Here is an 11872-nt window from a genome sequence, read left to right as displayed (position 1 = left end):
GTGCCGGGGCGCAAGATGTTCTACCCGGCGCAAGCCTGATTTTTAGGCCAAAACGGCCTTCAGCCCTTGCGCAGAGCGCGCAAGCAGCTATCGTTTTTGATTATCTATGCCTTCCATTTCTGACCCCGGCGCCAGCGCCCCCGCGACCGATCCCGCCGCCACCGCCGCACACGCCGCACGCAAACTGGAAAAGCGCCTGGTGCGCCAGGTCAGCGCAGCCATTGCCGACTTTGGCCTGATCGAACCGGGCGACAAGGTGATGGTCTGCGTCTCGGGCGGCAAAGACAGCTACGGGCTGCTGGACATCCTGCGCAAGCTGCAAGCGCACGGCAACACGCCATTTGAGCTGATCGCCGTCAACCTCGACCAGAAGCAGCCGGGGTTTCCGGCCCATGTGCTGCCGCAGTACCTGGGCGGTCTGGGCGTGCCGTTCCACATCGAGACGCAGGACACCTACAGCGTGGTCAAGGCCCATGTGCCCGAGGGCAAGACCATGTGCAGCCTGTGCAGCCGCCTGCGCCGGGGCGTGCTGTACCGGCTGGCCGATGAGTTCAAAGTCACCAAAATCGCGCTGGGCCACCACCGCGACGATGTGCTGCAAACCTTTTTCCTGAACATGTTCTTTGGCGGCAAGCTCAAGGGCATGCCACCGAAGGTAGCGAGCGACCGGGGCGACCACATCGTCATCCGCCCGCTGGCCTATGTGGCCGAGGCCGACCTGGCGCGCTGGGCGGAGCTGCAGCAGTTTCCGATCATCCCCTGCACGCTGTGCGGCAGCCAGGACAACCTGCAACGCCAGCAAATCGGCCAGATGCTGCGCGACTGGCAAACCCAGTACCCGGGCCGCATCGAGAACATGGCCGCTGCGCTGCAAAACCTGGTGCCCTCGCACTGCATGGACAGCCGCCACTTCGACTTCAAGGGCCTGCAAACCACCGGCGTGGCCGACCCCGACGGCGACACCGCGTTTGACGACGTGCCGCTGCCCAGCGCCAGCGCGCTGGCACGGATTGCCATCAGGGAACTGTGATGCCACCCCACACGCCTGAACTGCTGCTGCCCGCTGGCTCGCTCGACAAGATGCGCGCCGCCTACGACTTTGGCGCCGACGCGGTGTATGCGGGCCAGCCACGCTACAGCCTGCGCGCGCGCAACAACGAGTTCCGGCTGGAACAAATCGGCATCGGCATTGCCGAGGCGCACGCGCGTGGCAAGAAGTTCTTTGTCACCAGCAACCTGCTGCCGCACAACGACAAGGTGCGCACCTACCTGCGCGACATCGAGCCGGTGATGGCCATGCAGCCCGACGCGCTCATCATGGCCGACCCGGGCCTGATCATGATGGTGCGCGAGCGCTGGCCACAGGTGCCTATCCACCTCTCGGTGCAGGCCAACACCACCAACACGGCGGCGGTGAAGTTCTGGCAGCGCATGGGCGTGGCGCGCATCATCCTGTCACGCGAGCTGAGCCTGGACGAGGTCGAGCGCATCCGCCAGGACTGCCCGGACATGGAGATCGAAGTGTTCGTGCATGGCGCGCTGTGCATTGCCTACTCGGGGCGCTGCCTGCTCTCGGGCTACTTCAACCGGCGCGACCCGAATCAGGGCACCTGCACCAACGCCTGCCGCTGGAGCTACGCCACCCACAGCGCGGGCGTGGATGGCAACACCGGCGAAGCGGCGGCCATCGGTACGTCTGGTACGTCTGGTGCGTCTGGCGAAGGCAGCGGTGACGGGGGCGGTAGCAGCGCTGGCCATGGCTGCGGCAGTGACCACAGCGCGCATGGGGCTGCAACAGCCCAGCCCATCGCGTGGCTGGACGCTGCGCCACCGGCCAGCGCCCGTGCGTCGGCACTGGACGACGGCCCCGGCAGCTACATCATGAACAGCAAGGATTTGCGCGCCGTCGAGCATGTGGCGCGGCTCACGGCCATCGGTGTCGATTCGCTCAAGGTGGAAGGGCGCACCAAAAGCCTGTACTACGTGGCCCGCACCGCGCAGGTGTACCGCCGCGCCATCGACGACGCCGTGGCCGGGCGGCCTTTTGACCCGTCGCTGCTGCACGATCTGGAAGGCTTATCGAACCGCGGCTACACCGCTGGCCTGCTGGAGCAGCGCCCGGCCCACGATTACCAGAACTACGACAGCGGCCACTCGGCCAACCAGCGCAGCCAGTTTGTGGGCGAGGTGCGCAACGTGCAAGACGGCTGGGCCGAGATCGAAACCAAAAACCACTTCGCCGTGGGCGACCTGATCGAAGTCATCCACCCCAGCGGCAACACCACGCTGCGCCTGGCCGCCATGCGCGGCGCCGAGGGCCAGCCGCTGGCGGTGGCGCAGGGCCACCCGGTGCGGGTGTGGATTGCGCTGCCCGAGCGCTACGCGGGCGCCCTGCTGGCACGGGTGTTCGAGCCGGCGCAGTGATGCAAGCTGGCCTGCTGCGCGCCCGGTGCCTGGGCCGGCAGCGTGGCAGGCACTGGGCGCCGGGCTGCTGCTGATTTATAGTCAAATCCGGCTCCCGCGCTGGCACAGCAAGCGCAAGCAGCTATCAAAAAAAGAGCTATCAGGCGACAGCGGGCGCCCGGTAGCCGCCTGTATCCCTCCCGCAACCGGGGTAACGGCATGAGCATGCAGATTGATCCTTCGCACCTCCCAGTCCAGGGCACGCCCGGGGCAGCCCCGGTCGCTGGCACCGCGCCGGTCGCGTCGGTCGCACCCGTCACACCGACTCCGCCCGGAACGCCAGCGGCGCCCGCCCCTGCCCCGGTGGCCGCAGCACCCGCCCAAACCACGCAGGTGAACATTTCGCCGCAAGCGCGCCAGACCGTGGGCGAGGCCGCTGCCGCCCTGCAACGCCAGGGCTTGCTGCTGGATGCGCTGGCCACGGCAGCGGGCGTTCCTGCACCGGGCGCACCAGGGGCAGGGGGCGCAGGCGCGCCCGGCAGCCCCGCCACGGCAGCAACGCCCAGCCAGGCGCTGGCAGCAGCCGTCTTGGCCAATGCCACCGGCAACGCGGCCCGCAGCGCCAGCAGCAGCACGGGTGCCAGCGCCCTGCTCGGCACCAGCGCCACCGGCGCCATGCCGGGCACCGCCGTGCAGGCGCTGGCTGCGCCAGCGGGCACGGCCCCGGCCATGGCCACGGGTGCCACCGTAGCGGTGCCGTCTGCCGGTGCGGCGGCATCCGTGGCCTCCAGACCATCGGTGGTGGCAGGCCCGCAAGGGCCGGGGGCGGCCACGGGCCCTGCGCCCACCACCAGCGCGGCACCCACCTGGCCCAGCGGCGGGGTCAGCGCGCCGCTGCAATCGCTGCTGGGGTCGCTGGTGCAACAGGCCACCGCCGCCGTGCTGCCCCAGCGGGTGCTGGCCATCCAGCCCTGGCCACCGGCGCTACACGCCCAGGTCGATGGCGCGGCAGCGGGGCCGCGCGGTGGGGCCAACGGCCCGGCCCCGGCGCCGCTGCAAACCTGGCTGGTGCGCCAAGGTGTGGTGCAAACACCCGAAGGCGCCCGGGGCGTGTCGATGACGGTGCGGGTGCCAGCGCCCTGGCTGCAAGCGCTGGAGCAGGCACAGACAGAGGCCACGCCCACCCGGTCGTGGCAGGTGTGGCTGATACCCACCTTGCCCACGGCGCCCCCGCCCGCGCCCCCGGCGCTGCAAGCGGCGTTTACCGGGCCATCGCAGGCGCTGCAATCGGGCACGTTTGCGCTGGCGCTGGAGTCGCCCGGCGGCGGGGCGGCGCGCACCAGCGCCTTGCTCACGCTGGAGTTGCAGCCGCTCTTGCCAGCCCCCGCCGCAGCCCAATTGGCGGTGTATGGCCGTGATTTGCCGCACCAGCGCCAAGACCCCTGGCTGCAAATGGCAGCGCTGCAAGCCAGCGGCCAGGTCGAACGCGATGAAAACCGCGCCCGCCACGGCAGCGCCGCACTGTGCGATACCCCCGACTGCCCCTACCTGGGCCGCGCCGCCTGTGTGCAGCCGTTTTGTGCGGCGCTGCGCGTGGTGCCCCAGGTGGGCGCGGCGCCCGCAGTCGGTGCAGCCAGCGGGCTGGGGCCTGGCACCAACGTGCCCTGAGGCGCAGCGCCCGCGCTCAGGGGTACAAGCCGCGCATTTCGCGGGCACGCAGGATGCGCGTGCAGGCCACGATGAAGGTGGCTGTGCGCAGGCTCACGCGGTGCTCCTGGGCCACCTGCCAGACGCCGTCAAACGCCTCTTTCATGATGCGCACCAGGCGCGCGTTGATCTCGTCCTCGCTCCAGAAGAAGCTGGAAAAGTCCTGCACCCACTCAAAGTAGCTCACCGTCACGCCGCCCGCGTTGGCGATCACGTCGGGCAGCACCAGCACGCCCTTGTCGTGCAGGATGTCGTCGGCCTCGGGGGTGGTGGGGCCGTTGGCGCCCTCGATCACCAGCTTGGCCTGGATGCGCGCAGCGTTGTCTTGCGTGATCTGGCCTTCCAGCGCAGCGGGGATGAGGATGTCGCAGGCCACACCCCAGAAATCAGCGGGCGCCATGGTCTCGGCACCGGCAAAACCGCCCACGCCGCCATGCGCTTTCACATGGGCCAGCAGCGCTGGCACATCCAGGCCGCTGGAGTGGCAGATGGTGCCGGTGTGGTCTTGCACCGCCACCACCTTGGCACCGGCCTCGGCAAACAGCTTGGCGGCTGTGCCGCCCACGTTGCCAAAGCCCTGCACGGCCACGCGCGCGCCCTCCAGCACCAGCCCCGTGCGCCGGGCCGCCTCCACGCCCACCGTGAACACGCCGCGCCCCGTGGCCTCCACACGCCCCAGCGAGCCGCCCAGCTCCACCGGCTTGCCCGTGACCACGCCGGTGGCGGTGGCGCCGGTGTTCATGGAATAGGTGTCCATCATCCAGGCCATGATCTGGCCGTTGGTGTTCACGTCGGGAGCGGGAATGTCTTTGCTGGGGCCGATCAGCAGGCCGATCTCGCTGGTGTAGCGGCGCGTCAGGCGCTCGAGTTCGCCGCGCGAGAGGGTTTGGGGATCGACGCGGATGCCGCCCTTGGCACCGCCGTAGGGCACGTTGACGGCGGCGTTCTTGATCGACATCCAGGCCGACAGCGCCATCACCTCCGACAGCGTCACGTCCTGGTGAAACCGCACGCCGCCCTTGCCCGGGCCGCGCGAGAGGTTGTGTTGTACGCGGTAGCCCTCAAAGTGGGCGATGGTGCCGTTGTCCAGCTCGATGGGCACGTCCACGATCAGGATGCGCTTGGGGCGCTTCAAAGTCTCGACCCAGCGCGAGAGGTTGCCCAGGTAGGGCGTCACGCGCTCGACCTGTTGCAGGTAAGTGCCCCAGGGGCCAAGGTGCTCGGCTTGCAGGTACGAGGGCAGGGCGTGCGGGGGCACGGCGGGGGTGCTGGGGGTGAAAGACGACATGGTGCGCTCTCCTTGCGGTGGGGTGAAGGTGTGCAGGATAGACCTGCGCAGGCCGCCTGTCCAAGGCCGATTCAGAGGGGGCCATATGCCGGCCTTGCATGGCCTGCGCCGCCTTGCCGGGAGAAGCAAATCGCTCTGTTTTTGATAGCTTGAAGCGCACACCCAGCGGGCTCCAGAGGCCAAAAACACCTGAAAATTGCGCAGATTACTCCACCGTGAAGTGCTCCAGCGCCGGGTCGCCGCTGGGGTAGCGCAGATCGAGGTTGTGCAGCACCTCGCGCAACAGCGTGGCGATCATCAGGTTGCGGTGGGTTTTGGAGTCGGAGGGCACCACTGTCCAGGGCGCCCAGGGCGTGTGCGTGGCCGCCAGCAGCTGCTCGTAGGCGCGCTGGTAGTCGGCCCACTGCTTGCGCACGGCGATGTCGCCCATGTCGAACTTCCAGTGCTTGGCCGGGTCGTCCAGGCGCTCTTGCAGGCGCTGGCGCTGCTCGTCAAAGCCGATGTGCAGGAAGAACTTGACCACCACCGTGCCCGTCTCGCTGAGCATGCGCTCGAAGTCGTTGATGTGCGCCAGGCGCTGGCGCTGCTGCTCGGGCGTGATCCAGCCGTTGACCACGGGCACCAGCACGTCCTCGTAGTGGCTGCGGTTGAACACCGTCAGCTCGCCCGCGCCGGGCACCTGCTGGTGGATGCGCCACAGGTAGTCGTGGGCGCGCTCCACCTCTGTGGGGGCCTTCCAGCCCACGGCGTGTACGCCCAGCGCGCTCATGCGGCCAAACACGCCGCGGATGGTGCCGTCTTTGCCCGAGGTGTCCATGCCTTGCAGCACCACCAGCAGCTTGTAGCGCTTGTCGGCGTAGAGCAGGTTTTGCAGATCGTCCAGCTCCTGCGCCAGGGCTTCGACCACCGCTTTGTCCTGCACCTTGTCGCCACTGGAGAAGGGTTTGGCCGCAGCGTCCAGGGCGTTGAGCGAAAACGCTTTCTTGCCGTTGCCGTTGCCGTTGCCGTTCTTGCCGACCTTGTCCGGGTCGACCAGTGGTGCGGGTTGCCATGGCGCCCAGCGGTGCACCAGTTCCTTGTTTTTGCTGTCAAAGGGCGAGGTCATGTGTGCTTCCGAAGGAGGAGGGGAGGGCCAGCATAAAACACGGGCGCACCGGACTCAGGCCAGGGGCGGCACGGGCGCGGTGCGCGCGGCCACGTCGGCCTGCATCAGTGCCACAAAGCGCTGTGCGCCCAGGCCCTGCGGGCGCTCTTTGGACCACACCAGATCCACCCACAGCTCCGTGCCGTTGCTGAGGTTGTCAAACGGCATCTGCACCAGGGTGCCCGCCGCAATGCGCGTGCGCACCAGCGCCAGCGGCTGCCAGCCCCAGCCCAGGCCCGCCTCGATCAGCCCGAGGGCGGCAATGTGGTTGTCGGTGCGCCAGTGGTGGCGGGCGAACACAAAGCGCGCATCGCTGTGGGCCAGGTCGCGCCCGGCCACCACGATCTGGCGCGTGGTGGTCAGGTGCTCTTCGCGCAGCCGGGCGCTGTCGGGGTTCTGGCCGCGCGCCACGGCGGCGGCGCGGGCCGCTTGCAGCACGGGGTGCTGGGGCGCCATCACGGCCACCAGGGTTTCGCTGCCCACTTCCTGAAAGCCCTCGCGCCCGTCGATGCTGGGGCGTTCAAACACCAGGGCCAGCTGCGCGCGCCCGGTGTGCAGCAAATCCAGCGCATCGGCCTGCGGCGCGGCCAGCACCTCGACCTGCAACAGCGGGTACTCCTGCGCCAGCGCCGCCAGCGGGCCGCTCCAGGGGGCCGCCAGCAGTTCGGGGGCAATGGCCAGCGTCAGCCGCTCCTCCAGCCCCTGGGTCAGCGCCAGCGCCTGGGCGTTGAGTTGCTGCAACTGCGCCGCCAGCAGCCGCGCCTGGGGTTCGAGCGCGCGCGCTGCCGCCGTGGGGCGAGGTTCGCGGCCCATGCGCTCGAACAGCAACACGTCGAGTTCGGCCTCCAGGTGGCCCACGGCCATGCTGACCGCCGAGGGCACGCGCCCCAGCGCGCGCGCCGCCGCTGAAAAAGAGCCGTGGTCCAGCACGGCCAGAAAAACCTGCACGCTGTCAGAAGAAAAAGCCATGGCGGAAAAGGCGCTGCGCCTGCCAGAAAAACCGCCAATCTATCAGTAAAACTGAAAAAAGTTGACTTAACGTTTCAGAAAACAAGGAATACATTCGCCCCCTATGCACCACAAACCTCCTTTGATTCCGGGCCTGTACGGCCTGCGCCGCCGCGTGGTCTATGTCACGCTGTACGAGTTGATCGCCATTGCCGCCGCCACCGTGGGGCTGGCGCTGCTGTCGGGGCAGGGCGCGGGGCATTCGGGGGTGGTGGCGCTGGTGGCCTCGGTGATTGCCGTGCTGTGGAACCTGGCGTTCAACGCACTGTTTGAGCGCTGGGAGTCGCGCCAGGCCGTGCGCGGGCGCAGCATGGCGCGGCGCATGGCCCATGCCATCGGCTTTGAGGGCGGGCTGGCGCTGATCCTGATACCCATCTTTGCCTGGTGGTTTGGCGTGACGCTGTGGCAGGCGCTGGTCATGGACATCGGGCTGGTGGTGTTCTTCCTGTGCTACACCTTTGCCTTCAACTGGGGCTTTGACCGGGTGTTTGGCCTGCCCGCCTCGGCAGCCTGAGGGAATGGCGTCTGGCAGGCAGCCGGTAAGCTCAGGCCCACCGCATTGCCCCAGACAACACCATGAACCTTATCGAACAGCCATTCTTCAACCGCGTTGCCCCTGACCAGGTTCGGTGTCGTCATTGACGGGGGAACGTTCTGATGAAACTCAAAACCGTCACCCTGCGTGGCTACAAATCCATCGCCAATCTGGAAGCCTTCGAACTGCGCAACCTCAACGTGCTGATCGGTGCCAATGGCGCAGGTAAAAGCAACTTTATTGGCATCTTCAAGTTGCTGGCGGCGCTGGCAGATGGCAATCTACAGACCTTCGTACAGAAACAAGGCGGGCCGGATGCCTTGTTACATGGCAGCCGCAAGCGCACACAACAGATCGACGCTGAGATTTATTTCGAACCTGGGTATCAAGGAATTAGCAACGGCTACCGCATCAGCCTGACGCCCACAGCGGACAACCGTCTGATCTTTAGCCGCGAAGAAACCTGGATCGACGGCCATTACGCAGCCAAGGCTATTTCGCTCGGCACAGCGCACGACGAAGCCAAGTTACGCGATGACCAGCAAGCTGTCAGCACCTATGTGCGTCCGGCAATGCAAAGCTGGCGGCAGTACCACTTTCACGATACCGGCGACTCTGCCGCCGTGAAGCGCCCGCACGGTAGCAATGACAACCTGCGCCTGAAGTCGTCGGCGGACAATCTGGCTGCGTATCTGGCCATGCTCAAAAAAACATTCCCCGATGCCTACCAGCGCATCGTGGACACCATCAAGCTGGCGGCGCCCTTCTTTGGCGGTTTTGTGATCCGCGACCCCTTGCCCGAGAACATTGAGCTGGAGTGGTTCGAGCAGACTGATCCGGATACCCCCTACAAGGCGCATGTGCTCTCCGATGGCACCTTGCGCTTTATTTGTCTGACCACGCTGCTGATGCAGCCCGCCCACCTGCTGCCTGACACGGTGCTGATCGATGAGCCAGAACTGGGCTTGCACCCCTATGCCATCAATCTGCTGGCGGACATGCTCAAGCAGGTGGCGGAAACCAAGCAGGTGATCGTTTCCACCCAATCGGTAGAGTTGCTCAATGCCTTTGAGCCGCAAGATGTAGTGGTTGTGGAGCGCGAAAGTGGCACGACGGTGCTCAAGCGGCTTGATCCGGAGGAATTGAAGGACTGGCTGGAGGACTACAACCTCGGCGACTTGTGGAAGCGCAACGTGCTGGGCGGGAGGCCGACCCGATGAAGCGCGTGTGCATCGTCTGCGAAGGGCAGACTGAAGAAACCTTCGTGCGGGATGTGCTGGCACCAGCGTTTTATCACTTGGACCTGAACCTGATCCCCGAGATGGTGGAGACCTCTCCCGGCCACAAAGGTGGCGCATTGAAGTACGACCGGGTCAAACGCCACTTGCGCAATACGTTGCGGCAGAGCAGCGCACCAGTAGTCACGACCTTGTTTGACCTGTATCGCCTGGACAGCGACTTCCCCAGTTTTGCTGCATCGCAAGCGCAGCCCGACTTGTCTCGGCGGTTGAATGTGCTGAAACAAGCCTTGCACGCCGATGTAGTGGCCGAAGCTGATTGTCAGCCAGAACGGTTCATCCCCTACATCCAGCCCTATGAGTTTGAAGCCCTGCTGTTCAGCGATGTGCCGACATTGACGCGCATTGAACCGGGATGGCAATCGGCAACCGCTGCACTGGCAGCGGCGCGCGCAGTTGCAGAGTCACCCGAGCACATCAACGACCGCCCCGAGACCAAGCCTGCTGCGCACCTGGAGCGCGAATTGAACAACCCCAGTTATCGCAAGCGCCGGCATGGCCCCATCGCTGCTCAGAAGATTGGGCTGGCCAAGATCGAGGCCGAGTGTGCATTCTTTGCCGCATGGCTGGCACAAATCAGGGAGTTGGCGCAGCCATGATGGCCGCACCACGGTGGATTGGCAGGTGTGCCAGAGCGTGCGTGCGCGTCTGCGGATTCTGGTGCTGCGCCGTTTGCAGAAGTGGAAGTCCCCACCAGACCAGCAGCCCAATGCAGTGGGGTTGGGGCGGGCGCTGCGCGCGCCAACCCGCAGGCTCCTGATAATGGGCGCCACGATGCGCAGCCCTTTGTCTTTTCCTTTCGTGGTGTCCTGGGGCATGTGGTGTGCCCTGGTAGCGGGCTGTGCCAGCCCGGCACCCACGCCGCGCGGCGAGGTGCAGGGCGCTGCTGCCGCGCCCGCCGAACTGGCCCAGTCCGATGTGAACCGCCTGGCCACGCTGGCCATGCAGGAAAACCTCGACAGTCTGTACCGCCTGATGGACAAGCTCTACCGCCGCAACCCCGCCGAGTGGCGCAAAACCAGCGCCCTGGGCCGTGAGCACGCCATGGTGCAAGTGCGCGCGGCCATCGCCCTGCGCCAGCCCTGGGCACCGCTGCAAGGCCAGCGTGACGTGGCGGCGCTGGCCCTGGCGCTGGCCCCCGAATTTGCCGACGACCGCGTGGCCGCCTTCATCCACGCCGTGGCCGACATGCTGATCACCGCGCACGGCGGCAAGACCGAGTTTTTCCTGATCGACGGGTTGGACGCGCAGCACCTGTACAACGCCGCGCGCAACCTGGAGGTGGCTGTGTGGATGCTGGCCCAGCGGCGCAGCGCCAAAGGCACGCCGCTGCTGCTGGCCGACGAGATCAACGCCAGCGAGCGCAACCTGAGCTACGAGCGCGAGTTTGGCAAAGTCATCGCCCGGCTCGACCTGCTGGCCCTGGTCACCACCGAGAAGTACCGCCGCGCCGTCATCGGCTATGTGCAGGGGCTGGCGGGCAGCACGTTCTTGCAGTTTTTGCCGGTGCGGTAGGGACAGCCGGGCCGCTTAAAATCGCCCGCTTCGCCCAAGGAGCGTTGCAACGGCCAGCCAAACCACTGGCGCTGTCAGGCTTGGGCACTGCCAACCCGCCCCCCCCCGCAACGACGCTCGCCTGTTCCGGGTTCCATTGCACAGGTGAGTCGCATGTCTGAAATTTCCCTTCCCCCCATGAAGCTGTCGGGCCTGGAGCCGGTCTCCATTGGCGAGGGCACACTGTTTGTCAACGTCGGCGAGCGCACCAACGTCACCGGCTCCAAAGCCTTTGCCCGCCTGATCCTCAACGGCCAGTTTGAAGAGGCCCTGGCCGTGGCCCGCCAGCAGGTCGAGAACGGCGCCCAGGTCATCGACGTGAACATGGACGAAGCCATGCTCGACAGCAAAGCGGCCATGGTGCGGTTTTTGAACCTGATGGCCTCCGAGCCCGACATCGCCCGCCTGCCGGTGATGGTGGACAGCTCCAAGTGGGACGTGATCGAGGCGGGCCTGCGCTGCCTGCAAGGCAAGGGCATCGTCAACTCCATCAGCATGAAAGAGGGCGTAGAGGCCTTCAAACAGCAGGCCCGGCTGGTCAGGCGCTACGGCGCCGCCGCCGTGGTGATGGCCTTTGATGAAAAAGGCCAGGCCGACACCTACGCGCGCAAGATCGAAATTTGCGAGCGCGCCTACCGCATCCTGGTCGATGAAGTGGGCTTCGCGCCCGAAGACATCATCTTTGACCCCAACATCTTTGCCGTGGCCACCGGCATTGAAGAGCACAACAACTACGCGGTCGATTTCATCGAGGCCACGCGCTGGATCAAGCAGAACCTGCCCGGCGCCAAGGTGTCGGGCGGCGTCAGCAACGTCTCTTTCAGCTTCCGGGGCAACGACCCGGTGCGCGAGGCCATCCACACCGTGTTCCTGTACCACGCCATCCAGGCGGGCATGGACATGGGCATCGTCAACGCGGGCATGGTGGGCGTGTA

General features: G+C 66.4%; 11 protein-coding genes, 1 pseudogene and 1 riboswitch. Of the genes and pseudogenes, 9 read left to right on the top strand and 3 right to left on the bottom strand.

The genetic code is table 11. The annotated features are described in order from the left end of the window. The first annotated feature begins 106 nt into the window (after window positions 1-106). From ttcA to PHX69_RS11165, 3 genes are all read left to right on the top strand, one after another. Window positions 107-1030, top strand: a complete 924-nt coding sequence (gene ttcA / locus PHX69_RS11175; RefSeq protein WP_288043763.1) for a tRNA 2-thiocytidine(32) synthetase TtcA — start codon at window positions 107-109, stop codon at window positions 1028-1030. Continuing rightward, a complete protein-coding gene (trhP, locus tag PHX69_RS11170; RefSeq protein ID WP_288043762.1) occupies window positions 1030-2424 on the top strand; it encodes a prephenate-dependent tRNA uridine(34) hydroxylase TrhP in 1395 nt (464 codons plus the stop codon). The genes ttcA and trhP overlap by 1 nt, the downstream gene beginning before the upstream one ends. 198 nt (window positions 2425-2622) lie before the next feature. Next, window positions 2623-4071, top strand: a complete 1449-nt coding sequence (locus PHX69_RS11165) for a hypothetical protein (protein WP_288043761.1) — start codon at window positions 2623-2625, stop codon at window positions 4069-4071. A gap of 16 nt (window positions 4072-4087) precedes the next feature. Here the strand turns inward: PHX69_RS11165 and PHX69_RS11160 are convergent, their stop codons facing one another. The 3 genes from PHX69_RS11160 to PHX69_RS11150 all read right to left on the bottom strand — a co-directional run bounded on the left by PHX69_RS11160 (window position 4088) and on the right by PHX69_RS11150 (window position 7511). Then, window positions 4088-5398 (bottom strand): Glu/Leu/Phe/Val family dehydrogenase, encoded by a 1311-nt coding sequence (locus tag PHX69_RS11160; protein WP_288043760.1) that lies wholly within the window; start codon window positions 5396-5398, stop codon window positions 4088-4090. Window positions 5399-5603: 205 nt separating this feature from the next. After that, window positions 5604-6503: a PPK2 family polyphosphate kinase gene (locus PHX69_RS11155; protein ID WP_288043759.1), complete on the bottom strand. Its 900-nt coding sequence runs from the start codon at window positions 6501-6503 to the stop codon at window positions 5604-5606. Window positions 6504-6557: 54 nt separating this feature from the next. Continuing rightward, on the bottom strand, window positions 6558-7511 hold the full coding sequence (locus PHX69_RS11150; RefSeq protein ID WP_119012090.1) for a LysR family transcriptional regulator: 954 nt from the start codon (window positions 7509-7511) through the stop codon (window positions 6558-6560). Window positions 7512-7614: 103 nt separating this feature from the next. Here PHX69_RS11150 and PHX69_RS11145 point away from each other — a divergent pair, with 103 nt between their 5' ends. The 6 genes and pseudogenes from PHX69_RS11145 to PHX69_RS11125 all read left to right on the top strand — a co-directional run. Then, window positions 7615-8064, top strand: a complete 450-nt coding sequence (locus PHX69_RS11145) for a PACE efflux transporter (protein WP_119012091.1) — start codon at window positions 7615-7617, stop codon at window positions 8062-8064. A gap of 140 nt (window positions 8065-8204) precedes the next feature. After that, window positions 8205-9305 (top strand): AAA family ATPase, encoded by a 1101-nt coding sequence (locus PHX69_RS11140; RefSeq protein WP_374761661.1) that lies wholly within the window; start codon window positions 8205-8207, stop codon window positions 9303-9305. After that, window positions 9302-9982 (top strand): DUF4276 family protein, encoded by a 681-nt coding sequence (locus tag PHX69_RS11135; RefSeq protein ID WP_288043758.1) that lies wholly within the window; start codon window positions 9302-9304, stop codon window positions 9980-9982. Before PHX69_RS11140 ends, PHX69_RS11135 begins: the two co-directional genes overlap by 4 nt. After that, a pseudogene (locus tag PHX69_RS16160) lies at window positions 9879-10088 on the top strand (type I restriction enzyme endonuclease domain-containing protein); the annotation flags it as partial. The gene PHX69_RS11135 and the pseudogene PHX69_RS16160, both read left to right, overlap by 104 nt. Before the next feature lie 69 nt (window positions 10089-10157). Next, window positions 10158-10898 (top strand): hypothetical protein, encoded by a 741-nt coding sequence (locus PHX69_RS11130; protein ID WP_288043764.1) that lies wholly within the window; start codon window positions 10158-10160, stop codon window positions 10896-10898. Window positions 10899-10928: 30 nt separating this feature from the next. After that, a riboswitch (S-adenosyl-L-homocysteine riboswitch) is annotated at window positions 10929-11024 on the top strand. Window positions 11025-11051: 27 nt separating this feature from the next. Next, window positions 11052-11872 (top strand): dihydropteroate synthase (locus PHX69_RS11125; protein ID WP_288043757.1); only part of this gene is annotated, 821 nt, incomplete at its 3' end.

This window comes from Simplicispira sp. (genome assembly GCF_028687295.1).
Lineage (GTDB): Bacteria > Pseudomonadota > Gammaproteobacteria > Burkholderiales > Burkholderiaceae_C > Simplicispira > Simplicispira metamorpha.
The sequence above is the reverse complement of the archived record's forward strand: the minus strand, read 5'-3'. Positions and strand labels throughout refer to the sequence as shown.

What these genes read in the sequence shown, in the direction of transcription:
- PHX69_RS11165 (WP_288043761.1), top strand. Translation starts at nt 2,623, where the DNA reads ATGAGCATGCAGATTGATCCTTCGCACCTCCCAGTCCAGGGCACGCCC.
- PHX69_RS11155 (WP_288043759.1), bottom strand. Translation starts at nt 6,503, where the DNA reads ATGACCTCGCCCTTTGACAGCAAAAACAAGGAACTGGTGCACCGCTGG.
- PHX69_RS11145 (WP_119012091.1), top strand. Translation starts at nt 7,615, where the DNA reads ATGCACCACAAACCTCCTTTGATTCCGGGCCTGTACGGCCTGCGCCGC.
- PHX69_RS11135 (WP_288043758.1), top strand. Translation starts at nt 9,302, where the DNA reads ATGAAGCGCGTGTGCATCGTCTGCGAAGGGCAGACTGAAGAAACCTTC.
- PHX69_RS11150 (WP_119012090.1), bottom strand. Translation starts at nt 7,511, where the DNA reads ATGGCTTTTTCTTCTGACAGCGTGCAGGTTTTTCTGGCCGTGCTGGAC.
- trhP (WP_288043762.1), top strand. Translation starts at nt 1,030, where the DNA reads ATGCCACCCCACACGCCTGAACTGCTGCTGCCCGCTGGCTCGCTCGAC.
- PHX69_RS11160 (WP_288043760.1), bottom strand. Translation starts at nt 5,398, where the DNA reads ATGTCGTCTTTCACCCCCAGCACCCCCGCCGTGCCCCCGCACGCCCTG.
- PHX69_RS11130 (WP_288043764.1), top strand. Translation starts at nt 10,158, where the DNA reads ATGCGCAGCCCTTTGTCTTTTCCTTTCGTGGTGTCCTGGGGCATGTGG.
- ttcA (WP_288043763.1), top strand. Translation starts at nt 107, where the DNA reads ATGCCTTCCATTTCTGACCCCGGCGCCAGCGCCCCCGCGACCGATCCC.